13 protein-coding genes are annotated in these 26212 nt (G+C 38.1%); 3 read left to right on the forward strand and 10 right to left on the reverse strand.

The window, feature by feature from the left end; all coding sequences use genetic code 11:
* Positions 1-77: 77 nt before the first annotated feature.
* Complete coding sequence (locus CYTFE_RS0121245) at positions 78-1343, reverse strand: L-rhamnose isomerase (RefSeq protein WP_027473474.1); 1266 nt, start codon at positions 1341-1343, stop codon at positions 78-80.
* 161 nt (positions 1344-1504) lie between these two features.
* A complete protein-coding gene (gene rhaT, locus CYTFE_RS0121250; RefSeq protein ID WP_027473475.1) occupies positions 1505-2557 on the reverse strand; it encodes an L-rhamnose/proton symporter RhaT in 1053 nt (350 codons plus the stop codon).
* A 131-nt stretch (positions 2558-2688) separates the two neighbouring features.
* Between rhaT and CYTFE_RS0121255 the strand changes: the two genes are divergently transcribed.
* Positions 2689-3579, forward strand: coding sequence for an AraC family transcriptional regulator (locus tag CYTFE_RS0121255; protein WP_027473476.1), 891 nt, complete (start codon positions 2689-2691; stop codon positions 3577-3579).
* Between the two features lie 9 nt (positions 3580-3588).
* Here CYTFE_RS0121255 and rhaM read toward each other — a convergent pair whose 3' ends face one another.
* Both rhaM and CYTFE_RS0121270 read right to left on the reverse strand, forming a co-directional pair.
* Positions 3589-3903 carry an L-rhamnose mutarotase gene (gene rhaM, locus CYTFE_RS0121260; protein ID WP_027473477.1) on the reverse strand — a complete coding sequence of 105 codons (315 nt, stop codon included), beginning with the start codon at positions 3901-3903 and terminating at the stop codon, positions 3589-3591.
* Between the two features lie 207 nt (positions 3904-4110).
* Positions 4111-5079, reverse strand: coding sequence for a glycoside hydrolase family 43 protein (locus CYTFE_RS0121270; RefSeq protein ID WP_052343341.1), 969 nt, complete (start codon positions 5077-5079; stop codon positions 4111-4113).
* 297 nt (positions 5080-5376) lie between these two features.
* Between CYTFE_RS0121270 and CYTFE_RS27550 the strand changes: the two genes are divergently transcribed.
* Positions 5377-9684, forward strand: a complete 4308-nt coding sequence (locus CYTFE_RS27550) for a hybrid sensor histidine kinase/response regulator (RefSeq protein WP_044212199.1) — start codon at positions 5377-5379, stop codon at positions 9682-9684.
* A 297-nt stretch (positions 9685-9981) separates the two neighbouring features.
* On the forward strand, positions 9982-12462 hold the full coding sequence (locus CYTFE_RS27555; RefSeq protein WP_052343342.1) for a glycosyl hydrolase 115 family protein: 2481 nt from the start codon (positions 9982-9984) through the stop codon (positions 12460-12462).
* Between the two features lie 225 nt (positions 12463-12687).
* Here CYTFE_RS27555 and CYTFE_RS0121285 read toward each other — a convergent pair whose 3' ends face one another.
* The 6 genes from CYTFE_RS0121285 to CYTFE_RS0121310 all read right to left on the reverse strand — a co-directional run bounded on the left by CYTFE_RS0121285 (position 12688) and on the right by CYTFE_RS0121310 (position 26207).
* Positions 12688-15513 (reverse strand): glycoside hydrolase family 2 protein, encoded by a 2826-nt coding sequence (locus CYTFE_RS0121285; RefSeq protein WP_200871214.1) that lies wholly within the window; start codon positions 15511-15513, stop codon positions 12688-12690.
* Positions 15514-15553: 40 nt separating this feature from the next.
* The gene (locus CYTFE_RS0121290; protein ID WP_027473481.1) at positions 15554-16996 is read right to left on the reverse strand and encodes a glycoside hydrolase family 28 protein; all 1443 of its coding nucleotides are present in this window, start codon (positions 16994-16996) and stop codon (positions 15554-15556) included.
* Between the two features lie 90 nt (positions 16997-17086).
* Positions 17087-19882 carry an alpha-L-rhamnosidase gene (locus tag CYTFE_RS27560; protein ID WP_081736064.1) on the reverse strand — a complete coding sequence of 932 codons (2796 nt, stop codon included), beginning with the start codon at positions 19880-19882 and terminating at the stop codon, positions 17087-17089.
* Positions 19866-20615, reverse strand: a complete 750-nt coding sequence (locus CYTFE_RS27565; RefSeq protein WP_052343343.1) for a rhamnogalacturonan acetylesterase — start codon at positions 20613-20615, stop codon at positions 19866-19868. The genes CYTFE_RS27560 and CYTFE_RS27565 overlap by 17 nt, the downstream gene beginning before the upstream one ends.
* A gap of 12 nt (positions 20616-20627) precedes the next feature.
* Positions 20628-23786, reverse strand: a complete 3159-nt coding sequence (locus CYTFE_RS30920; RefSeq protein ID WP_052343344.1) for a glycoside hydrolase family 88 protein — start codon at positions 23784-23786, stop codon at positions 20628-20630.
* A gap of 354 nt (positions 23787-24140) precedes the next feature.
* Entirely contained in the window at positions 24141-26207 is a 2067-nt protein-coding gene (locus tag CYTFE_RS0121310; RefSeq protein WP_027473482.1) for a RagB/SusD family nutrient uptake outer membrane protein, read from the reverse strand.
* Positions 26208-26212 lie beyond the last annotated feature (5 nt).

The following is a 26212-nucleotide window of genomic DNA, read 5'->3' on the forward strand; positions in this document are numbered from 1 at the left end:
TGAAGCATCCAAGAGAGGTGGGTAAAAATTGCTTAGGAATGATACTGCACAATACAATTACCCAACTCTATTAATAATTATCTTCTGGACAAAACTTCATTTTCATAGCTTTGTATTTCAGTTATGTAATCCTCACCAATTGGTACCCCTTCTTGTAAACAGTAGTAATCCCAGACAGCACCAAATGGTTTTGTTTTTAATTCTTCAAGTAGTGCTAAGCGTTCAAAGTTTTGATTGTTTTCTTCGAACCTCACTAATGTTGAGGTGGGTTCTAACATAGCTATCATAAAAGCTTTTTGGGTAGCGCGTGTGCCAATCACATATGCTCCAATGCGGTTGATGGATGCATCAAAGAAATCAAGACCTATGTTTACACGGTTTATAAAGTCATTGCGTACAATCTCCGAAGCAATTAATTGTACTTCTTCGTTCAGCGTCACTACATGATCTGAATCCCATCGAACAGGGCGTGTTACGTGTAATAATACCTCGTCAACAAACTGAAGGCAAGATGAAATCTTATCTCCAACTACTTCAGTGGGATGGAAGTGACCATTGTCTAAACAAATTAACTTATTGTTTTTTATGGCATAACCCAGGTAATAATCGTGTGATCCTACAGTCATAGATTCTGCGCCGATACCGAATACTTTACTCTCAACAGCATCTTTCATGTGCTCCTTAGGGAATTTTTGTGCCATACCTTCATCCAAAGATTTGGTCAACAAAGAACGCATGCCATTGCGATCGACAGGGGTGTCTTTTGAGCCGTCAGGAATCCAGGTATTTAGTATACAAGGTGAACCTAATTGCTTGCCCACCTCTGCTGCAATTTCACGAGAGCGCTTTAAGTGCTCTACCCAAAATTTACGTATCTCTTCGTTTTTTGAAGATAAGGTAAAGCCACTACCTGCTTTTGGATGAGAAAAGAAGGAGCCATTAAAATCCATGCCAATATCTTGTTTTTTACACCAGTCAATCCATCCTTGAAATTGTTTTACGCTGATTCTATCACGATCGACCTTGCCTTTAGAAAAGTCTCCATAAAGTGCATGCACGTTCACGCGTTGTTTTCCGGGTAACATTGACATTACTTTTTCCAGGTCGGCCATCACTTCAGTTACGTTGCGCGCTTTCCCTGGGTAGTTGCCGGTAGCCTGAATGCCTCCGGAAAGGGGGCCATCAGGATTTTCACTACCTGACACGTCATCTGTTTGCCAACAGTGAAGACTTATTTTTATCTCATTGATTTTTTTTAATACGGCATCCGTATCTACGCCCAAAGTTGCGTATTGCTCTTTGGCTATTTCGTAGGCCTTTGCTATTATTTCTTTATTTGCCATAATGTATAAATATTTTAATTTTTTAGAATGTATTTCTTACCAGTCAATGTGATGTAGCATTTCATACTTAAGAAGTGTGCACTTTATTCACCTTTGCTTATTTATTTTTAGTTCACTCTGTTAAAGCTAATTTATGAATAGGACAGGCTAGGTTCAAGCTATTACATGGCATTACCTATTCCAACGATAAATACCGAACATATCATTAAAGTCAGACCTATAATAAAGGTTGATAATGTTCTCTTTTGAACCCCTGTCCATTCTTTATTATAAATTCCCCAGGCATTGGCAGTAAGTATGATGGTGGTCATATGTAGTATCCAGGAACTCGCTCCACTTCCTATTTTGCTTTCTCCCATGCCATAAAAGAAGAATTGTAAGAACCATGTTGTTCCTGCCAATGCACATAGCAGGTAGTTGTTTTTGAGAGGTTTGCTGATGTCGAAATACTCGCTGAAAGTTTTATTTTTTCTAATTAAATATACACACCATATTAAGTTGGTGGTTAAGCCCCCCCAAAGAATTACCACAAAAGTTATATTATTCACAAAAAGAGGATTACTCCCAGCTTCTACCGCTGCTTCAGTAATGGGTTTTCCCGCTTCTATACCAAAATTAAAGAATGAACTTAGAATCCCTGATATGATGGCTACTGTGATACCTTTAACTGCATTAAACTCTTTTACGCTGGCTTTGCTTTCTTCTTCAGATAGTTCTTTTTCTTTCATAGTTCCGGCCCTCCCTAATACCGCAATTCCTATCAGGCTTACTACTACTCCTGTTAGAACGACCATGCCACCTGTGCTATGCAGCATATCCGTTATGGTCGTTCTTCCTTCCATGCCTCTGATATCATAGAAAATAGGAGGTACTAACGCGCCAAATGCCGAACAAAAGCCTAGGGTAATAGAATTTCCTAGAGACATTCCTAAGTATCTGACACCTAGGCCATAGGTCAATCCTCCAATGCCCCACAACACTCCTAATAAATAAACAGCACGTATAATCGTTCCTTCCGCTGATATAATATATGTTAAGAAGTCAGGTACTGTAGCCCATGACATCAACGGTGGTACTATTAACCAAGAAAATAAGCCGCCAAAAAGCCAGAAAATTTCCCATGACCACCCTTTCACTTTATTAAAGGGCATGTAGAAACTACCAGAGGCAAAACCTCCCAACGAATGATAAATAATTCCGAATAATGCTTGCATATTTTTGACTTTAGTATATTATAATTGGTACTTTTATTTTTTATTGTAATACTATCATAGCAAAAGTATGGACCACAGGGCATTCGGTCAATGCACAAACTGGCGTTTCTTTTGCACTTTTTGGACTAGGTATGAAGGATTTTTTTAAATATGTGTCGGCCAGTGAAGAGGACAGAGACTGGGGGTTGTTTTTAAATGTCGCAGGAAGGTCAACCATTCCTGCGGGAGTGATATATCCGTCGCCAAAGCACCCCAGCGGATATTATTTCACATGGAATAATGGACGAACTCTACAGGAGTATCAGATTAATTTTGTCACGGGCGGATCAGGTGTCTTAGAAAATAAAAAAGGGAAGTTCAGTGTTAAACCTGGTTCTTTGATGATTATTCGTAAAGGAGAGTGGCATCGTTACAAGCCCACTAAGGGAACCGGATGGGTAGAGCATTACATTGGTTTTGATGGTATTCTGGCTGATCACTTTCTTAAAAAGAATAAAGTACTGTTGGGTCAATCAGTAATACATTGTGGTATGCGAGAAGATTTTATAGATGCCTACGATAAGATATTTGAACTGGTGAAAAATGAAGAACCAGGAAATCAGCATATCGCTTCGGGGCATATTATTAAACTACTGGGATATATTGTAGCATGGCAGAAACAACGTAATTTTTCGGGTAAGCCCATCGAGAAATTAATACAAGAAGCCCGGTTTCATATGCGAAACAAAGTAGAAGAGAAGGTCGATTTGAAAAAGTTTGCAGAAGATAGTTTCATTGGATATTCTTATTTTAGAAAGATGTTTAAGAAATACACGGGTATAGCTCCTCATCAATATCATTTAGATTTAAAATTAATACGTGCTAAAGAACTTATTCTAACCTCTGATAAGCATTTGAAAGAGATTAGCTATGATCTTGGCTTTCATAGTGTTCATTATTTTAGCAGGGTTTTTAAGAAAAAAATAGGATGTAACCCCTCGGAGTTAAGAGGCACGGTTGCTAGAAATGGACACCTGAAATGATATGAACTCTTATTCCATATAAAATACTTCTTCTAATTCTATCGTTACAGGAGAATTATCGTTATTGGTTTTCATTATGTCATTCATAAAAGCCCACCATTTTTTTACAATATCAGTCTGACCCAGATATTGAGATCCTTTGTCTCCAGATAATTTTTGGAAGGCGAATAATACATTGGTTTCTTCATCAAGAAATATGGAATACTCATGAACTCCCGCGTTTTTTAAAAGCATTTTTAGTTCGGGCCATATTTTGTTATGTCTTTGTTTGTATATTTCTTTCTGTCCATCGTTTAGGTACATTTTAAAAGCTAATCGTTTCATTTGATAATTTATAGGGTGATAATAGATGAAAGTGGCTTAAATAGTGGCTGCAAGAAAACGACTGTTTTTTCTGTCTTTAATAAGAAAGCTTCAAAGACAAGGCTTTCGATATTTTTGAAACCAAGGAGTTTACTGATGGTAAATGACTGTTTCAAAAATGAGAATAACGCAGTATTTGGAGTTTTCTTGCAAAGACTAAATAAGGAATTATTGGTAAGTTTTCTTGCTTAAAAGCTTATTTAAAACATTTTCACTTACGCAAAAGGCAGTGCCGTGACGAATTCCTTTGGGAAGCTGAATTGATGCAGAAATATCTTCCCATGTTTGTGCATCTTTTGACCTGATGGCTCCATACTGATGTTCCCGGTATTTGTCAAAGTAAATGTAAATATAATCGTTCACCATTAGCGCTGTGGGGCCTTCTGCCCATGCGTTCCCGGAAATGTTTTCTGAAAGTGTAACTGGAAATCCTTGGTCTAAAGAGTGGGTGAATGATATACGGAGGTTTTTTTCCTCGGGAATAGACATTTCATTTTTTATCACCATCATATAATTCGACTCTCGTTGTAATATGGCTGCATCAATAACACTAAAGCCAGGGTCATAGAAAAGCTTAGTGGGAGAAAATGAATTAAAATCACGGGTGGTGGTATAGTATTGACGGTGATTCAAGCCCTTCTCATTGGCTGAGGTTTTAATTTCGGGGAACAATTCGGGAACCGTGGAAGCCCAAATAATATAAAATAAGTCGTTGTTCTTATCGTAAAATATTTCAGGCGCCCATGTGTTTTTGGTACTTTGTAAATGCTCCATCACCGGGATGTTCTTTTGCTCAGACCAGTTTATTAAATCTTTGGAAGAGGCATATCCAATGCCCTTATCCCACCAGCCTGTAGTCCATACTAAATGAAAGGTGCCATCTTTACCTCGGGCGATACTTGGGTCGCGCATGAGCCGATCTTTGCCTATGGTAGGTGTTAAAAAGGAATCACCACCGTTTAGCGTGTGCCATTCCAGTGCGTTGTAACTATAGGCGAGATGAAGTCCGTCTTGGCCATTGTCTGTGAAATATGAGAATAAGTAAACTTCTTTTTTTTTAGCACAAGCGCTAAGTATTATGATAAAGAAAAGCCAAACGGTGATACTTTTTAAATCTAAGTTTTTGTTTACGAGCATTGCTTAAATATAGATTGATTATATATAGTTGCAAGGTAATTTTAATGGGTATTCAAATGAATGGATTATCATACAATTTCCTGTAAGAATTGGTATTTTGAAGTTTATGTTTTTGCATTTTACCTATATTTATTGTTTTATATGTTTAAGGTGAGTTTTCAATGCTTATATGGAACTTGTCGAAATTAATCATACCCTTGTGTGAGATGATTTTTATGGTTCGTTTCATATGTTACACATGGATGATTAGCTTGCTTGTGTTCATCAATAGAATAATTTTGTTATAAAAAGGGAAAAATGCGGAAGGTTATCTGTTATGTCATATCGATTTTATTTTCTATTCAAATATATGCAAAAGAAGAATTGTTATTCACTCAAATAAGCACGAAGGATGGCTTGTCGCAAAATACAGTAAGAAGTGTTTTGGTGGATAAGAAGGGTTATTTATGGTTTGGTACTCTTGATGGATTGGTGAGGTATGATGGTAGCCGTTTTATCACCCACAAACCAAAACCAGGAGTCAATACGAATTTATCGGATCAAAGAATAAGAGAGATATCTGAAGATAGTGATGGGTATTTGTGGATTCGTACATACGATAATTCTTTTAGCTGCTACGACCCTAATAAAGAGCAATTCATTGAGTTTAGATATCGTGATGTTAAAATACCGCTTCTTTATACTAACTATGTTGAGACTGCAGGGGGAGATATATGGTTGTGGGGAGATAATGGCTGTATTAAAATACAAAAGAATGCAGCACGTATTCCGGAAGTTTCTTTTCAGTCCGATAATTTCATGAATAAATTATCTCAAACCAATGTTAATTTTATATTTCAGGATAGAAACAATACGAGTTGGGTATGTTGTTCGCAAGGATTAAACAGCGTTAGTGAGTCGGGAGAGATTACTCAATATTATAATAAGCAGGCATTGGGAGAATTTCGTAATGTAATTGAAGAAGACGGAATTTTGTATTTCCTGACGGGGAAGAACTATATTTTCAGGTACGATATACTAAAACAGAAGTTTCTTTCTTCTTTTCAAGCGCCCAACTCTTTTTCTTTTCTTGAATCTGCATTCTTAAATGAGCATACATTGCTTATTTCTACACGAGAACGTCAACTGTTGGAGGTAGATTTATTGACCGGATTGTTTACTGAAAATACTTTCGCTTCAGGTATTCATTTTAGTACACCTCCTCAGATTATTCAGGATGCCTCTAATAATTTATGGATCTACGATCAATCGGGGCGCATGCTTTTTTACAATACATCCACGTGTCAAACAAAGAACATGCAATTAGTATCGAACAGCATTGCAGAAGTAATTGATGACTGCAGGTATAATATTTTTACAGACACGCAAGGTATTTGTTGGATTACCACCTATGGAAATGGTTTATACAGGTATAATGTGGAAAATGATGAATTGGTTAACTATACATATAAAAAGGGTTTTAATAGTCCGGCATCAGATTATTTGTTATCGATCACTGAAGATCATTTTGGGAATATTTGGATAGGATGTGAATATACCGGTGTTATAAAAGTGACCAAGAGAAAGTTTACGATTGAATATATTAAACCAGAAGAAACTGTTTCTATAGGAACAGGGAATAATGTACGTGTGGTGCATCAGGATAGAGATAAAAAGATCTGGTTGGGAACCAAGAATGGTAGCTTGTATCTATATGATGCTGATTTTAAGTTCAAAGAACTAGTGCGAAAGTCTATTAATCCATATACGATAATGGAAGATGTTAAAGGACGACTTTGGGTGGGAACGAAGGGGAATGGTATTTATGTTTTTTCCCGAGAGAACCATCAGTTATTATATCATTTTTCTCAGCAGGCTAACGAAAATAGCCTTTGTAATAATTCTATTTTTGATATTATTCAAGATGATGAAGGGCGTATATGGGTAGCTTCCTTTGGAGGTGGATTGGACCAAGTTGAAGAAACAAATGGTATATTTAGTTTTCGCCATTTTTTGAATCATCATGAAAACAAAGGATATCTACGTTGCTTGTTACAGGATAGCAAGGGGATTATTTGGGCAGGTAGTTATGGTGGACTTATTAGCTTTGATCCGGCGGAGGTCTCTGAAAATCCGGAAGCTTATACTGTGTATACTTATAATCCAGGGCATTCGGTTGGACTGAATTGTAATGATATAAAAACTATTTATGAAGATCAATATGAACAATTGTGGATTGGAACAGCAGGAGGTGGGTTGAATTTATTGGATAAGAATAATCCAGATAAGCAAGGAGCCTTTGTTAAATATACCAAAGACGAGGGCTTACCTTCTAATATTGTCACTTCTATCTTAGAAGGAGAGGATGGTGCGTTATGGGTTAGTACAGAGAATGGTTTGGCTCATTTTGAGCCTGATAAAAATACCTTTCTGGCTTATCAGTTTTCCAATACTTCATATGGTAATTTTTATAGCGAAAATACCTGTTTACTGCAAGAGAATGGTAAAATGCTTTGGGGAACTTTAGATGGCTTGTTGGTGTTGGATCCTTCTGACACGATTGTGAATAATGCTGCACCTAAGGTATTATTGACAGATATGTTTGTTTTTGACCAGCGTTTAGAAATAGGTGCGGATAAATCACCACTCAAAAAGTCTATTGGTATTGCCAAAGAAGTAGTTTTAAAGCATGATCAAAATACTTTCACCATTCATTTTTCCTGTCTGGATTTAACTGATCCTCTCAGAAATAAATATTCCTATAACTTGGAGTCGTATGATCAGTACTGGAGCTTGCCGGCTAATAATAATTGGGCTAGGTATAAAAATATGCCGGATGGGGAGTATGTTTTTAAGGTAAGGGGTTCCAATGCCGATGGACAATGGAATGAAGAGCTTACCTCTTGTCGTATTGTCATTTTACCACCACCGTGGAAGTCAACTTATGCCATCTTATTTTATGCCTTGTGTATCACCATGCTTATGTTTGTCTTTTTTAGGTTTTTAGTGAAGATTAATTCGCTGAATAACGCAGTTAAGATGGAGAAACAATTGACCAATTATAAATTACGTTTTTTCACAAATATTTCCCATGAATTTAGAACTCCGTTAACGCTTATTAAAGGCGCTATTGAACGAATGATCGATATGAAAGCGCTTCCTCTTGAGGTGGAGAAAAATGTTGCTCTTCTTTCTCGTAATACTCTTCAGATGTCGCGACTGATTGATCAGTTGTTAGAATTCAGGAAGTTACAGAATAATGTATTAACCCTGAATTTAGAAAAGACAGATATTAGAGATTTTGCACTAAATGCTTATTATACTTTTAAAGAAAGTGCATTTCAAAAAAAAATAGATTATGTTTTTGAGGGGATCCAGGATAAGTGGGATTTGTATATAGACCGAAATAAAGTTGAAAAGATATTATTTAATTTACTCTCCAATGCGTTTAAGTTCACACCGGTGAATGGTAAGATTACTTGTCGCATAACAAAAGATCCTGAAAGTGGGAACTGCATTATCTGTGTTGCAGATTCAGGGGTGGGTATCCCCAAAGATAAACGAGATCTTCTTTTTAGTCGTTTTATGAAATTGAATTTTACGGCCGAAGGTACAGGTATCGGTTTGGAATTGGTGAAGGAGTTTACTCTGGTTCATAAGGGAACTGTCAACTATTCTCCAAACCCGCAGGGAGGTTCAATATTTACTGTGGAATTGCCTTCGGATGCAGCCGTTTATACTGATGCACGCTTTATTGAGAAAGAAGATGTGAATGCAGGGCTTGTGGACCAAGCAGAATATAATGAAGATCATGCCATTAACAGGCCAGCGACCCCCCGCCAATGGAAAATATTGATCATTGATGATAACTATGACATAAGAGAATACCTGAAAGAAGAATTGACGCATCATTGTAATGTGGATGTGGCAGAGGATGGTAAAATAGGATTAGAAAAGGCTTTGACATTGAATCCTTCCTTGATAATTTGTGATGTTAAGATGCCTGAGATGGACGGGTTGGAATTGACGCGGAAGTTGAAAGATAATTTTGAGACTAGTCATATTCCTGTTATTTTGCTGACCGCATTATCATCAGAAGCCATCAAACTTCAGGGAAGTGAATGTGGTGCTGATGAGTATATAATGAAACCTTTTAGTTTAAAATATCTGATATCCAGAGTGTATGCTTTGATAGAACAAAGAGAGAAACTTAAAAAGCGTTTTTGCATTGATATGGATGTTAAAAAAGGAATTATTAGTGCGGGAGAAAAGGATCAGCGCTTCTTTGAGTTGATAAATGATATTGTAGATAAAAACTTGAGTGATCCTGATTTTACGGTTACGCAGTTTACAAAGAAAGCAAAATTGTCAAGAACCATCTTTTATAAAAAGGTAAAGGGGTTAACCGGTTACTCACCCAATGACCTGATTAAAATAAAAAGGATGAAGAAAGCCGCTGAACTTCTTCTTGAAAGCAAATATAATGTCTCAGAAGTTTCCTGGCGAGTAGGGATTGAAGATCCCTTTTATTTTAGTAAGTGCTTTAAAGCCCAGTTTGGCTGTGCTCCATCAAAATATGGTGCTGCAGTCCTTAATGATGCCAATGATAGTCATAAAGGAGAATAAGTGCTCAGTGCTGGTTATTGAAGTTTTTTTATAATGATAATACATACTTATGGTATTTATTCACAGGTGAATCTTTGGGAGGGGAGGTATCTTTGTGGATCAAAAAGTAAAATTTATTTGATGAAACGGGTCACCAGTATCTTTAATCTGAAAAAGGCATTAGAAAATCTATTGGACTTTTAGTTTTATAACGAAGATCTAATGTAACATTCGGGTTTCTGGTTGAAGAAGTCAAAGCTTTTTCTTCTATGAAAATGATTGCTGTGATGAGTTTCGTGTAACCGTTAAAAAATAGTTATGAAAGTATGTTATTACACCATCATTTTATTATTTGCATTACTCTCCTGCAAAAAACAAATATCTCATGGTTATACTACCATAAGCGCTGGAGAACCACTGGTTATTTATGTTTCTGAAGAATGTGATTCACTAATTCATTGGGCCATTTCTGATGTAGCTCAATCAATTGAATATGCTACTGGATCAAAATGGATTATTAAGGAAATAAAAGAACTTTCAGAAGTCAATACTTCAGATAATAATATAATAATAGGCTTGTTTAACGATCCTATAATTCAGGAAGCAAAGGTTGTTGATGTACAGTTATGGCAAGATGCATGGGAGCAATTTTTATTACAACATTCAGATAATAAATTATTTATTGTAGGAAGTGATATTAGAGGAACCGTTTATGGTATATTTGAAGTAGCAGAAAGAATGGGTATATCACCGTGGAAGTGGTGGGCAGATGTAGTACCATTACCACAAAAAATCATGTCTTTAGAACTGCCTGCTGAAGGTATTATAGAGTCTCCTTCCGTAAAATATCGGGGTATCTTTTTAAATGATGAAGATTGGGGTCTTCAACCATGGGCCGCCAGGACTTTTGAACCAGAAACAGGTGATATTGGTCCTAAAACGTATGAAAAAATATTTCAATTGTTACTTCGTTTAAAAGCCAACACTATTTGGCCTGCCATGCATCATTGTACAAAACCGTTTTTTGCAATAGAGGGAAATGCCGAAATGGCAAAGAAATATCACATTGCTATTGGTTCGAGCCATGCAGAACCAATGTTACGGAATAATGTGAGGGAATGGAATATGTCAAAAGATGGGAGGTTTAATTACTTTACCAACCGTAGAAATGTTCAGGAGTACTGGCAAGATCGGGTTTCTGAAACAAAAGATGCTGGTATGGAATGTTTGTATACTATGGGGATGCGTGGAATACACGATTCAAAAATGGAAGGTGCGTCCAATAGGGCTGAAATGGTTCAAATATTGGATACTATTCTGAAGGATCAACGTGATATATTATCGTCAACGCTGAAAGCATCAATAGAAAATATTCCACAGGTATTGGTGCCTTATAAGGAAGTGCTGGACTTATATAATGCCGGATTAAATGTGCCGGAAGATATAACGTTGATGTGGTGTGATGATAATTATGGCTATATCCGTAGGTTAAGTGATGAAGAGGAGCAAAAAAGAAAAGGGAGGGCCGGTGTTTATTACCATCTGAGTTATTGGGGAAGGCCTCATGATTACCTTTGGTTAAGTACAACACAGCCCGGTTTGATTTGGTATGAAATGTCTAAAGCGTACCAAAATGGGGCCGATGAAATGTGGATCGCGAATGTGGGAGATATGAAGCCTAACGAATATAATATGGAGTTCTTCCTGGACTTGGCCTGGGATATAAATGGCGTGAATTCAATGAATATAAAAGAGCATCTACGTAATTTTTATTCACGTGAGTTTGGTGTAAATAATGGAGCTTTGATAGCAAATTTGATGGACGAGTATTATCGGCTTGCTTTTTTGAGGAAACCGGAGTACATGGGTTGGAGTCAAACAGAACCTACAACGATTACCAGAGAATCGGATTTTAATCAGTTTTCAAATGGAAATGAAGTCCAACGAAGAATTGATTATTATAAGGATCTAGTGGATCAAATGAATAAAGTAAAAGTAGGGGTGGATTCCAGATTACAAGATTCTTTTTTTCAGTTGGTTGAATATCCTGTTTGTGGAGCTGCTGCTATGAATTTTAAGTTTATGTTTGCACAAATGGCCTATAATGCCCAAACATATAAGGATAAATGCACATTTAATGAGGGTGTTAAACAAGCCTATGCGGATATAGACTCTTTAACCATGCGATATAACACAAGTATTAGCAATGGTAAATGGAAGTATATGATGGATAGTAAGCCGCGTAGTCTTCCTGTTTTTCAGCTACCTGATTATCATATGGCTAGGGTGGATTCTTTGGAAAAAAGAGCTCTCCCAGAGGAAGCGGTGATTTTTATTCAAGCAAAAGATTTTAAACAAGCGAAGGGTTTTGAAAACTTTCAATGGGAGGTGATTCATGGTCTGGGATACAGTAACGCTTCTGTAACACTATATCCTTTTGTTCAAAAGTATTTTGCGGAGGATAGGCCTTGTGTTTCGTATCGTTTTCACACCAAAGAGAGGGGTAAATATGAGGTTGAGATAAGATGTTTGCCTACGCACTCTATTCATTTTGATCACGAATTGGGGGTTTCTTTGGATAATAGGGCGTATCAGAATTTTAAATTGAACACCAAGGGGAGAAGTCTGGAGTGGAAAAATAATGTCCTGAGAAATTTTAAGTCGGTAAAATATATGGTGCAGATAGATCAACCGGGGGAGCATGAGTTGAGTTTGTCGGTAAATCAAACCGGCATTGTAATTGATCAAATAGCAATTGGTTTGGTAGGTCATCATCGCTTTTATGAAATACCTAAATAGCATCTTCTTATTCAGGTTCGCTAAAATGCTTGAATAGTAAGCATAAATGATATTTATACTTAGCTTTTGAAACGGATTACAAGTAATTTTTTGTGACGTTTTTCTTTTGGGTACACCCATGGAAAATGCAAGAGTGATGTGCTGTCTTTTATGTATTCTTGCCATAAGAGGGCGTATGTGTTGTTTGTCCTCTTATGGCAAGTTTTCAATTATCGTATGAATGGATTATCTGAAATCAAACATTAACTTCATTTTTACTCCTTCGTCTCCTACTTTTATTCTGATGTTGCCTGGCTGACTGTGTGGTCCTTGATCCGCAACAGATTTAAAGGATTGTATGGCGGGTATATCGTATAAAAAGGATATGTCACCAGATGGGAAAGAAGGCATGGTTCGCCGTCCTTGCATTCTACCCTTTGGTTCCTCGGGGGTTAATAGTCGTAAGAATATGCCATCACTTTTGGCGTAAACATGAAAAGGGGCTTGATCGGACTGGATAGTAGCCCAATATAGATTCGCATGATAACCTTTAAATTCAGGGTAGGTGAGGCCATATTCACTTTCGCCGGTAGTGGTGTTGTTGTAATTCTTTTGCCAAAGATTGTAATTTGTTCCTTTTATTCGGTTTTTCCATACGCGATAGGGACCGCGGCCAAACCACTCCATTCCTTGAACCATTTTTTCCGGATAAGAAAAAGTGAGTCCAAAATGATTGATTTTGTTATCCGTAAAGGCATCATCAAAGCCTGCTCCTCCTCGGGTTCTATTGAGCATAACGGCATCCATACTTAAAAGACCATCTGCGTTCAAGGTCCATACAATAGAGTCTATTCCTCCCAGGTATTTGGCAACGAATAGAGCTGTATTACCAGTGTTTTTGTGATAACATTCTACATATTTTATTTTCATGCCAACTGCCACTGGGCCATTGTTAAAAGGGATTGTTCCTTTTGTGTTTTTTACTTGAGTGATTTCACCGTTTAGGGTATTAAAGGTAACACTTACATTGTTAGTCTCCAGTGTTGTGGAGTTGTTTGTTTCTCGTATTTTTACTTTTCCATTGTTTTTTTTGTTGGACTGTTGTGATAAATAGTATTCATTAGCATATTTTATAGGCCAGGTCCATGTACAAATTGGTTTGTTGTGATGATCGTAGGCTTCCAGTTCGAGTACATCACCTTCAAAAAAGTCACGAGGTAATTCCATTTTTGCTGTGCCGGTTTCGCCAGGGTTTAATGGGGGAAGAGATACGGATCCTTCTTTTAAGATCTTTTTTTTACTTCCTCGAAGAGGAGAGTCAATTTTGTAAAGGCGGTATTTCATGTTGCAGTCCTTCAGGTTGGTATATAGATAGGTGTTGGAGATTAAAAAGTTACCTTTAAATGAAGGAGTGATATACAGCTGTTTGAATTGAATAGGAGCCCACACTTCGCGAACGGTAAACACACTACCTTCTTTTTCACGATAAGGGCCCACTATCCCATCGGGAGCTCTATAGTCATCTGAATCCAGGATGCCATTTTTATCGGTTCGTTTTACCGCACAATCGTTGAATGCCCACATAAAGGCTCCTGCGAATAAGGGGTGTGCTGTCCAGTTTAGCCAGAAGTCTTCGAGTCCTGCACCGTGTCCTTGGTCGTACATGCCATGCATAAATTCAGTGGGCATAAATACTTTGTAGCCATTGGTAAATCGTGCTACTCCGGTTAAGTAAGTAGGGTAGTGGTGTGTATCAATGTCATTAAAGTCAGCCCACGCATGTATGACGTGTCTATTTTGGGGGTCGTAATCTGCAAAGTGTTGATCTAACTCATAGTTCCAGCCTCCTTCGTTACCATTACTCCATAATACGATACTTGGATGATTGACATCCCTTGTCAGCATTTCTTTTTGTAGCTTATGTCCTACCTGCGAGTCATAACAATTTTGCCAACCAGCTAATTCATCAATTACAAATAATCCAATGGAATCGCACATGTTTAAAAAGTGCTGATCTGGTGGGTAGTGAAAGCGGACGGCATTGATGTTCATTTCTTTCATGAGTAAAACGTCATCCTTGCTGATCTTTGGGTTGGTGGTACGTCCTCCATCGGGGTGAAATGAGTGGCGGTTGATACCTTTCATAACTATTTTGGTGCCGTTTACATAGATACCATCTTTCTTTTTGAATTCTACTGTTCTAAAGCCAATTCTGGATGTCCAGATATGTAATATGCTGTCTCTATTGTTGGTTAGCTTCAGTGTTAAATGGTACAGTTGAGGATTCTCCGGGTTCCAGTTTTTAACACCATCCCAGTTTAAGTGGATATGCTGTTTTGTATTTTTATTGTTGATCTTGATTGTTTTTGTATCAAAATGTCCTTCGCCAGTTAATGGCTCTATGGATGCTAGCAACCGATTGGAATAGGCTTCTTGAGATAAGTCAATGTCTGCATTTAATACTCCATCGGCTTTTGCGTCAACGGCAACATGCGTGATGGCCATGGGTGGATTTGCTTCTAGGTAAACCGGGCGGTAAATCCCTCCAAAAGTCCACCAATCAGCTTTGCGTTCTGCATTGTTGACACTGTTGTTTTCGGAATGTTTATGTACAATTACTTTGAGTTCATTGTTCGTTCCTGGAATTATTATTTTTGTGATATCATACGAAAACCGATAGAAGCCTCCCTGATGTGTTTCTCCTGCTTTGGTTCCATTGATGAATACTTCTGTATCTGTCATGGCACCTTCAAAAATAATAGATATTTGTTTGGTTTCCCATGTTTTAGGTACTTTGAATGAATATTTGTATGTTCCAACTTCTTTGGAAGGTTGGACACCTTCTTTTTTATACCACCTGCCGTAAGTGTATTCTCCAAATCCTTCTAGTTCCCATTGTGAAGGGACTTCTATTTTACTCCATTTTTGACTGTTCTGACCGTCAGAACAAAAGAAATCCCAGGTAATAGTGTGGCCTAAGCCTGTTCCGGAAAGATATTGTCTCTCTGTTTCTTGAGCGCATAAGGAGAGGCTCGAGAGGAGAAGGATGATAAGTAAGTTATGTTTCATCATAATATTTTTCATTAAGATAAGCACTTTGTGTTTTTATTGTTTATTTAAATGGGTATGGTTCTTCGTTATGAAATAAGTTTACTTTTTTGTTATTCTTTAAGATCATGACTTCATCTGAAATTATCTGCAAGTTGTTACAGATCCAGTTTTTAGCATATTTTATATGTCCGGCTTTTTTTCCTTGAATGCTTACGTGATTAAAACTAAAATGGTCAATGGTGCTTTTTTTTATGCCTTCAATCGTTATACAGGATTCTGCATTGGTACATTTGATATGGGAGAAATGAATATTTTTAAACTTAGGCATCCCTTGTTGGGGATCCACTTTCTCTAGCATTTTTAACCAATGCGCTGGTATTTCTTTATTATTATAACTTTCTGGTAACAATGAGTTACTGTAGGCCGGGTTCCAGTTCAAGTCTACACTAAGTGGATATTTGACATCTTGCATTGTAATGTTCGCCAAATGTATGTCTTCAATATTTCCTCCGCGTTGGGTAGTGCTCTTAAATCTTAAACCAAAGGTAGTGCCTTGGGCTATTAAATTATACGCCACAACGTGTTTTATATCTCCTGAGGTTTCACTTCCACAGGTAAAAAGTCCAGCCCCAAGGCCAGCGGTGCAATTTCTAATAACAATATACTCACAGGGCCGGTTAACTTTTAGTCCATCAGCATCTCTGCCGGCTTTTAAGCAAATATTATCATCATTGCAGTTGATGGTACTGTTTTGAACCAGGATAAATGAAGATGAGTCAATGTCTATTCCGTCTGTGCTGGGGCCATGACCTTCGATATTGTTGCTAATGGTAATGTCATTTACGGTAACGTATTTTGAGTATAGTATATGTAAACTCCAAAAGCCAGGTTGGTATAGTACGATGCCATCTACAGTAATGTTTTCGGAATCGGAAATCAAGATTCCTCTTGGTCGGTCACAATCATAGTCAACAATCCAGCGCAATTGTTTGGCTTCATATTCCTTACGCATGGACCAGTATTTGTCCCAAAAAACCTTTCCTTTTCCATGTATTACACCATCTCCGGTAATTGCAGCATTTTTTTTTCCTATAATATTGATCAATGCAGCGGGCCAATTCATTTCTATGCCTGCCACGCGCGTGTCAATACATTTGTAGTCTTTCAGGTCTTGACTTCCAATAATCATGGTTCCTTTGGGGATGTGAAAATTGATGTTGTCACCAATAAAAAGTGAGCCGCTCAAATAGATTCCCGACTGAAAGGTAACAGTGCCTCCTCCTGCTTTTTCTGCTTGGTTAATGGCGTTTTGTATGGCTTGGGTGTTCATTGTTATGGCATCGCCAATAGCACCAAAGTCGTTAACTAAAAAGGTTTGCTTATTGTTTGGTTGACTGTGCGCGCCCACCTGATCCATCCATTCGAAATGAGGTATTGTTTCGCTGTTTTGCGTGTAAGCACACGTAAGATGTATGGTTAGAAGTAATAATAGCATTGTTTTCATATGATTACATTAAATTTTCAAAGGACATATGGAACTCATTAGGATTAATCATCCCCCCCTGCCTGCGAGTGCATTCCCATGGCTCGATTTTTATTTATTTTTTTTAGGGGAAAAGTTTACCGGTATCAGTTTAACTTGACTATTTAAGCCGGCAGGCATGACATCCCAATGTGCGTATCCTGTTTTTTGATAGTTCAGATCTACAAAGTTTATTTCTTTAAATTTACGCCAAGCGACTCCCTTCTTATCCATATTCGAAATATGATTAGCTGGTAAGCCTGTTACTTCAATTTCAATTTTATTGAGACCGTCTTTTAAATATGGCCCTACAAATAGTTGGTATGGTACCGACCATAAGGTTTGTACATCTTTTCCGTTCATGCGAATTTTTGCAGTCTCTCTGACGTCTCCCAGGTCCAATAACCATTCATCTGATGTTTGAATATTTATGGAAAAAGAAGTTGAGTACACAGCAGTGCCCATATTTATTTTGGCATTTTTATGTTTGAGTTTTGTCCATGGTATTAGTTGGGGTAAAGTAAAAGTGTCTCTAATGGCTGGGGTGCTTTTTTTAAAGTACAGACTCCAGTTATTGTTGAGGATGAAAGGAGGTGCTAATTCATTCATATATGGCCAGGGGGCAGTATTGATACGTTTGTTAGAATACGTTTGAAGAATGATTGATTGTCCGGATTTAAGTTGTATGCGAACGCATGTTTGTCCGTTTTGTTGTTTGGTGCTGGCTTTGCCAATTTGACCGTCAAGGGGATGAAAGAATACGGCGGACTTAAAACGATGAGGTAGGCTTACCCAGATATCAGTATCTTCTTCTTTTAGGGCCGCAATGAAATAGAAATATCCGTCTTTGTTTTTACGACGTATGAATTGTAGTTTGCCTTTGGTTTTTATTTCCTCGGGTATAACGGCTGTTTTCTTTAAGGTGTTTTTGATATTTGACCCGGTAATGATGCAACCTTTCCCCAATGGGGTTGATAAGGCCAGATCAGATTTGTGTGGAGGAAGCATGTTGATCAGTGTTTTGAATTGCTTTCTTCTTTTGTTTAGGTTTGAAAAACCTGGTACATCAGTGGGGTAGTCGTTTAAAAATACCACCTTTGCACCTTGCTGGGCCAGGTCAATTAGCTTCTGCAGTGTTTCGATGGGCATCTTATGGGCAGATGGAACAATGATGGCTTTATAGGACGAACCTCCTGAAGTAAGTAAGGAATGGTTGTCGGTTTGTGTTGTGCTTATTAATTGATCCGAAATGTAATCCATATCGTATCCGGCCTGGCTGATTTCGTTTACCACATTAATAAATTCAGGAGCTCTCTCTTTCATTTTATGTATACTAAACATGAGCATTCTGCCATCCAGGTCATGCCACATATCATAGATAGGAAGATATACTAAAAAGTCATTATCCGGTTTGCCCATTTGCATGAACGATTGTACTCTTGATATGTATTTGAAAAATGGTTTGGCGTTGCACCAGAGGGGATTGGAGGGGCTCATGTCAATGGAAGCATAGAATTTCCAACCCGGCCATATTGCATCTTCAGGGCTATAGGTGGTTCCGTGAAAGTATACCCGATTAACACCTGATACAAACATTAAATCTAGATCAGGTTTGCACTGCGAGAAAGAAGTTCTAAAGTGTTCGGTTAACCATGTAAATGTCTCTGATGAGGTGAATCTTTTTCCTGTGATATGTGCCGCAGATGATGCATATTTTAACATGGAAAGGTCTGAGTCATTGTGTCGAGTCAAGGAATCACTTCGCAGTCCGTTAATATGGAAGTCGGATAGTCCAAAGCCTTCGCATTCAGGAATGTCAACTGCTGCATAAATGTCAATGAGGTTTGCTGGAGAGCCATGGGCCTGATTCCTCGTTTTGCTCTTCATATCATGTGCCCATTGGGTCCACGGTATTGTGAAATTTTGTAGCAGTAATTCCGATAGGGTTTCTCGATAATCGGATATTAATCTTGCTGTGGTGTCGCCTCCGGAAGTATCCAGAAACTGAGGAAGATAATCTTGTAATCGATAGCCTTGCATTTTTTCAAATGCAGTTAATAGGTGAGGAGTCCAATCGGCCTGATATACTTCATAGCTATCGTTAAAAAAGTAATTAGGGACCGGAGCATTTCTCTCTTTAAAAGCGTGTGTGAATTTGTGGAGGTATTTTAAGACACTCTTTTCCGAAAAGTGATTTAATACCAATCCTTTTCCTCCGGGAGCCGCTCTCTTTACTTGTTGAAAAGTATTTCCTTCGAAGAGGGCTATCAATTTCCATTTTCCTTTTGGGGCCTGCCAATGTAGTTTGTGCTGACTTACTTGATTGGTCAAGTCCAGTTTTTCTCCTTTCTCTGAAAAAGCCATTAAACAAGCTAATGTGGCGATCTCTTTTTGTCTGTTTTCTTCTGGAATAATTAATTCCTTTAATCTCTCACCTGTTGATAGATTGAATTCCTTTACCAGTAATTTGCTAGCTGCATCCGTGGGTGTAATATCTGGTCCACCGAAAGGCCATCCTGTTCCGGTATTCATATCTATCTTCATTCCTAATCTCAGTGCTTCTTGCTGACTATGAATATACATTTGCATCCATTTGTCCGATAAGAAGTCTATTTCATTGGAATCGTTCCCCTGGATACCGTAAATGGGGGTAATCTCCAGGGAACCAATACCGGCATCGGCATATGCTTCCATATTCTTACTCAGGTTTGTTTTATCTACAGCGCTACCCATCCACCACCAGCGTGTTCCCGGTTTTGTGTCCACAGACTCTTCCGGCCATTGGATGTTAGTCTGGCAGCTTTCAAGTGAGAAGGCAGCGAATAGTATTAAGCTTATGGAGCATGCATTTTTAAGGTATGATAACATGTGTCGCGATATCTTTAAGATTTTGTTTTTTTATATCTGTGGCTACCATTTCTGCAATGGTTACAGCTCCTTTTGATTGGAGATGAGTGTCGTCTTGTGAACCGTTGGGACGAATAGAATCGATGCCTGCCTCAATCCACATATATAAAGCTTTTGATGGTTCATCGCCTAGCATAACAACTAAGTCTCTTGATTGAAGCCAGGTGTCTATTAAGGGAATGTTCAATGAATCGGCCAATTGACGTGTAATAGCAGGGTATGCTTTTAGTCGGTCATCTATTAATGCATTGTCTTTAAATGTTCTCATTACAATTGATGTAGCTAGAATTGGACGTGCTTGTTTTGCTTTAGCTTCTTTAATCATTTTAATTAGGTTTTGTTTATAATCGGCGTATGAAGCATGTCTCTCTGGTTTTGATGAAGCATCGTTATGACCAAATTGGATGATCACATAATCATCGGCTTGTATTGAATCCATCACTTCTTTCCATCGTTTTTCTGCTAAATAACTTTTTGTACTGCGTCCAGCTTTTGCTTTATTAATTATAGTAACGTGCTCATCAAAAAAATCAGGTAGCATTTGTGCCCATCCCCTCATGACCGTTTTGGAGGTGTCATAGCTTTGTGCGGTAGAATCACCACAAATAAATATATTTATGCTTTCATTCTTTTGTTCTCTACAGCTTATAAGTAATATACCTATTGCTATTATTAGTAGGTTTTGTATTTTCATGTGATTTAATTTTTAAGGTTGTATTAATTCTATGTTTACAGGTAAATTACGGTTACATACAATCTGATGATTGATAAATTTCAGTTCTCTTACTTGAATAGAAGATCTTCTTGTTTCATAAGTATCATCCCAAATATCATTAGTTCTTCCGGGATGGGTAAAGTAAAATATATATGCTCTATCGTTGTTTATGATAACATCGGCATGACCTCCCTTTACCCCATCATCTTTAAAATAACCGGGTTTTTCTAGGATGTTTTCTTTCTGTAAATACCAGTTTTTCATATTTTTAGAGCTAAACACAGAGAGGCCTTTCCAAGAGTCAATAATCATGAAATATCTGTTTTTCCAATAAAAGACCACTGGTCCTTCACCTCTTTTCTCATTCACAGCCAGTCCTTTATTTTCCCAATCAAGTAAATTACTACTCTCTGCGTAGTATATGGATTTATTTTTTTGTTCGTTGTTGTAATACATTCTCCATTTTCCATTGGGAGCTTTTATTACTTCTGCATCTATGACTTTATCTGATGCTAAATTTAATTTTGATTGGAAATTCCAATCTATCAAATTGTTGCTTGTTAGGTGAATGATATGACGAGGGTGATTCCAATCGGTGAATATTCCCGGAACGACGGTCAGGAACATATGATACTTACCATCGTGTTCGATGACCTCGGGAGCCCAATAGGTAATGTCTGGGCCTCCATAGTTTATTTTTGCATCCGATCTGTATTTCCATGTTAAGCCGCCATCCTCAGATTCGGCTATACCTATCGGTGTTCCATGCACCCATTCAAGCCCTTTGTTATTTTTTAATTTGGCCCTGCGGTTGGTATAGAACATAAACCATTTTTTCTCTGCTTTATTCCAGATAACAACAGGATCTGCTGCACCATCGAATTGTTTATCGCGGAATAAGGGGCTGGGAGCTACTTTGGGAGGGTTATCCAATGCATCTAATTTTAAGTATTGCTTTAGACGGCAATTATGAAGTTTGTACACCGCTTGGGCAATGGTGTTTCCATTTAATATGGCTCCTTTATACGAGGTATGCACATTATCTTTATAGTATGGCATGGTAGCTGCTTGCCCAATCTTTTCATATGCAGATGCGCATAAGTTGTTTGCGTCAATATAAAATGCACCTTGCGCTTGTGCAGCCTGCTTTGTCCACTTTGCATAAGTATCTGTTACGCGCGCCATTTTGCCATCTTTCCAATTGTTACGGGGCGTATGGGATAAAGCGATCACAGTTACACCTTGGGCTTGGGCTTGTTTGATAAAGAGACGTATATAGTGGCCAAAAGTATATACCGTTTCGGGTCCTCTGGTATTTTCCATGACATAAACTTTTGATTCTTCACCAGCACCTTTGATGGAAGCGCGTGCGCGACCCGTGTCAAAAGAACCTACATCATTATGCCCGAACTGGATAAATAGATAATCTCCTTCTTTAAATCCTTCTAAAACATCCTGCCATAAGCCATAGGTGAAGAATGTTCTGCTACTAATACCTCCTAAGGCATGGTTTTCAATAGTGATTTTTGTGGTATCAAAATAGTGATCAAAGAAGCTTGCCCATCCCCATTGGCCACCATCCCCTCGGTCTCTACCATTTTTTACAGTAGAGTCTCCAATGATAAAAACAACAGGATTATTGCCTTTGCGACTACTTCCGGCTTTTTTATAAGGAGGGTGTCTGGGATTACCCACTTTAAATATAGGTTCTGTGTAGGGTAGCTCTTGTGCATAAAAATGAATGGCGCTGTCGTTCTTTTTGGGAAACCAATTCTTGCAAAGCTCAATCATTTCGGCTCCGGCCAGTAACATAGGTCCATAGCCATGCGCTGCTTGTGTACTTGTTGGACGATAATAATAGAAGGCAGGGTCAAAGCCCATTCCTGTGCCAACACATGTGCCGTTTACCTGGCCATGTGTGTTTACCTTTTCAGAAAGTGCACTCCAGCCTAAAGAAACAATAGGGCCGTAAACTTGTGCATTCAACCAGCCTTGATTTATACCATGAGCAATGGCGTACACAAAGATAGCACTGGCGGATGTTTCCAGATAAGAATCAGGTTTGTTAATCAGTTGGTGCCAAAGGCCTTGTCCTGATTGGTATTTTGCTAAGGATGTGATCTGTTTTTTGTATATTTCTTTGATCCATGGCCTGTCTTTGTGATTTTCAGGTAAAACATCTAAGGCCTCACAAAGCGTTAGAAGTGCCCATCCATTTGCGCGTGCCCAACAATAACTAGGTTGCGGTTGTAAACCTTCTATCCAACCATGTCGAAAAAGTCCCTCTTCGTCCATAAACATTTTATCCTTAAAGAGTTTGATTTGATGAATGGCTTCGTGTATGTATTTATTATCGGATTTATACTGCCCCATTTGCAATATGGCAGGAATACTCATAAACATATCATCTAGCCAAACCGTGTTATATTGTGGGCGGTTACGGGCAAATGTTCCGTCTTTTAATCGGTATTGGTGGTACATGATATAATCCATGTAGTTGCCGATTAAAGTGTCAAGGGCACTGTTAGGCTGGTCAAATGTAGATGTTTTGATCATGGCAGCGCACATAGCTCCCGCATCATCTAGTGCCTTAGGTTGTAGAACGGTTGTGATGGAAGGATCTATTTTTCCTGTTTCTTTTAAAATAGCTTTATAATAGGGCGCCACTTCTGATAGCATGGAAAAACGTTCAGTTACATAGTTCAGGTATTTTTCATTTTCTGTTACCTGCGCCATGCGTATCATGCCAGCATATGTAACACCCCATTCGTATGAGGTTAACCTGAATTCTCCATGCTTCAAATAGGAATATTGATTTATATTCTCAAAGTTCGAAAGTATTTGTTGTGTCTTTGAATCAATGATTGTAGTTGGGGTAACGCTGGAAAGGTAGGCGAGGATAGATTCCATCTGCGACTCAATCTTAGCGGAAGATGGCGTTGCGTAACTGATCGGATAATTGGGTTTAGTTAGGTGCAGAGGAGTGTTGGCATCGTTACTTATCGAAGCTTCTATGTTGTTTCTTTTTTTATTTCTTTTTTCTTTTTTCTCTTGTGCAGCGGAATGAGAATAATGAAAAATTATCCAACTACATATAAGAATATATTTGAAAAAATTAAAATAGTGTCTATTCATAAATGCGCTTTTCATCGTGATTTTTTTATGTATGCGATTACTTTATCTAATTCTGTTCAAAAGTATATATGAATCATTTTTATAATATGTATATTATTCCGTATTCATGTCATATCATACACAATTGGGTAAGAAAACACTTGTAAATACTGCTTTGGTCAAGGTCAGTCATCAATCGCACTGAGTAAACCATGGGATATGGTTTCGCAGCATTTTGATCAGATGGCAATAAAATGACTTGCTCTCAGTCTGGCTTGAGATGGTTGGTAGTTTCTGGCAGAGGATTCGTTTTTTGTAGAAAAGGGTAACCCATTTGGAGGATTACCCTTAAGCTCTATTCTATTTTTAATAAGACATGTAGTTCAAGAATTAGTAACCTGGATTTTGCATGGCTTGCTTTTCTTCTGCGCTGAGTGCTTCCCCATTTTCATTGGTAATTGCATTGAGAAAAGATAAGGGAATAGGTCTGTAATAATGCTTGTCGGCATTAAACGTCGAATTTCCACGAACCCAACCATCATTGAATGCTTTAAAGCGTGCTTCTAGTGTTTTGGTGCGTGTTAAATCTTCCCAACGTAAGGTTTCTCCGCAGAGTTCCCGAGTTCTTTCGTTTAAAAGAAAACACATCATTTTATCCGCATTGCTGGCACATCCAAGTGCATTGTAAATGGGAACGTCCACAGGTGAATTATATATATCATCAATTGAAGATAGGTGTAATTCATTTAAGGTTGAAGCGGTGGTAACTGCCATATCTTGATTAGATTCATAATATGTATTGCGATCGTAGAATATGGCTCCATCAGCCGAATAACCGCCACCTTTACCTTCGCAGTAGCTGTTGTTTTTATAAGCTTGTCCTCCATCGGTGTGGATGGATCGATCTTCTCCATCCATATAGGCTGCTCTGTCTCTTAATTTATTGAGCCAAATAATTGCATTGTTATATTGAGACTCTCCTTTGCGGATGTAGGCTTCTGCAATCATTAACACATCGTCAGCTGAACGAGCCAGTATCGCATCCCTAGTGCCAAACTGTGATGAAATAGATACTCTATATCCATCTCGGAATTTGGATAATGCCACAAAGCGCTTTTGAACACCATAATAGCCTTCATTACCATGCTGTCCGACCCATTCATGGTTTTCTCCATCAAAATATCGAACAAAGGTATGTGTGTTCTGCATGGTGCCATTTTTTAATACTCCAGTTACATCATTGGTAACAGGGTTGTATCTGTTGTCACCTGCATCATTAACAATATATTTTATTGCTAAGTCTCCTCCAACAAATCGTTTGGCTCCTGCAACACTCCCAACAGGACCTAATGAAGCATTTTCTTCGTTCCATTCGGGAGCATCAGCAGTGGAGTTGCAACCGTAACTCGTAATAAATGATTTCCAAAAACGAGAGTCATTAACACGGTCGAAGACATCCATTGTGTAATTGGTTGTTCTTGCATAGCAGAATTCACGGTCTCCAGAAATGTCCCTTTTGGTTCCGGAAATATCCTGGTATACAGATGGGTAGTACAAATGCATTTGGTTTCCAAACCTGCCCCAGGTGGAGTTGTCATCAGAGAACTGAGCCGCCAAAACAACTTCAGAAACATTCTCGTTGGCACCATTGGCTTGCTGGTAATCCCATAATTCTACATAATTGGTACATAAAGGATGGGCATCAACTACTTCTTGGCCATACATTATGACCTTATCTAAATCGTCCTCCACATATGTTGAATTCCAGGGGTTATACAACTCACTGGCACGAGTTAAGTGCGTTTTTGCTAAGAAATGCGCTGCTGCTGCTTGGGTTATTCTTCCTGTTGCCTCAGGAGTTGTGGGTAATAGGTCATAAGCAGCTTTGAAATCAGAAATGACCTGTGCAAAACATTCTTCTTCTGTAGCTCGTGTAAAATATGTTTCAACACCAGTGGAAGGTTTTAATTTTAAAGGAACTCCTCCATATTGTGAGACAAGTGTTAAATAGAAATACGCGCGTAAAAAATAACCTTCACCTAATCGTGTATTGTAATTAGTATTGTCTGTGTCGTAATATAGCGGCATGTTGGTGATGATTGTATTGGCAGATTCAATACCAGCATACATATTTTGCCAAAGGGGTTGATTGTTCCCTCCTTCTTCTGAGTTTAAATCAGAACTGTAGCAGTTATAATCAGGGATGGCGTTGTTGGCGTCTGTAAACTCGTCCACTCCCACGTTAAACATTTTTATTCCCCAAGTATAATTAAATTTAAATTTTAATTTTTGATATGTTCCGGTTACCAACTGGTCCAATCCTTCTTGGGTTTTGAACTGTTGGGTGCTGTATGTGGTTGTTAAATCCTCTTGTAAAAAATCATCTTTACACGAAGATACATATAGTCCTAAGCTTATTGTTAAGCCCAGTGTAAGTAATATATTTTTTAATTTCATAATTG

This window comes from Saccharicrinis fermentans DSM 9555 = JCM 21142 (assembly GCF_000517085.1).
Taxonomy (GTDB): Bacteria; Bacteroidota; Bacteroidia; order Bacteroidales; family Marinilabiliaceae; genus Saccharicrinis; species Saccharicrinis fermentans.

Excerpts from the sequence above, each read along its gene's own strand:
- CYTFE_RS0121245 (WP_027473474.1), bottom strand. The coding sequence starts at position 1,343 with ATGGCAAATAAAGAAATAATAGCAAAGGCCTACGAAATAGCCAAAGAG.
- rhaT (WP_027473475.1), bottom strand. The coding sequence starts at position 2,557 with ATGCAAGCATTATTCGGAATTATTTATCATTCGTTGGGAGGTTTTGCC.
- CYTFE_RS0121255 (WP_027473476.1), top strand. The coding sequence starts at position 2,689 with ATGAAGGATTTTTTTAAATATGTGTCGGCCAGTGAAGAGGACAGAGAC.
- rhaM (WP_027473477.1), bottom strand. The coding sequence starts at position 3,903 with ATGAAACGATTAGCTTTTAAAATGTACCTAAACGATGGACAGAAAGAA.
- CYTFE_RS0121270 (WP_052343341.1), bottom strand. The coding sequence starts at position 5,079 with ATGCTCGTAAACAAAAACTTAGATTTAAAAAGTATCACCGTTTGGCTT.
- CYTFE_RS27550 (WP_044212199.1), top strand. The coding sequence starts at position 5,377 with ATGCGGAAGGTTATCTGTTATGTCATATCGATTTTATTTTCTATTCAA.
- CYTFE_RS27555 (WP_052343342.1), top strand. The coding sequence starts at position 9,982 with ATGAAAGTATGTTATTACACCATCATTTTATTATTTGCATTACTCTCC.
- CYTFE_RS0121285 (WP_200871214.1), bottom strand. The coding sequence starts at position 15,513 with ATGATGAAACATAACTTACTTATCATCCTTCTCCTCTCGAGCCTCTCC.
- CYTFE_RS0121290 (WP_027473481.1), bottom strand. The coding sequence starts at position 16,996 with ATGAAAACAATGCTATTATTACTTCTAACCATACATCTTACGTGTGCT.
- CYTFE_RS27560 (WP_081736064.1), bottom strand. The coding sequence starts at position 19,882 with ATGTTATCATACCTTAAAAATGCATGCTCCATAAGCTTAATACTATTC.
- CYTFE_RS27565 (WP_052343343.1), bottom strand. The coding sequence starts at position 20,615 with ATGAAAATACAAAACCTACTAATAATAGCAATAGGTATATTACTTATA.
- CYTFE_RS30920 (WP_052343344.1), bottom strand. The coding sequence starts at position 23,786 with ATGAAAAGCGCATTTATGAATAGACACTATTTTAATTTTTTCAAATAT.
- CYTFE_RS0121310 (WP_027473482.1), bottom strand. The coding sequence starts at position 26,207 with ATGAAATTAAAAAATATATTACTTACACTGGGCTTAACAATAAGCTTA.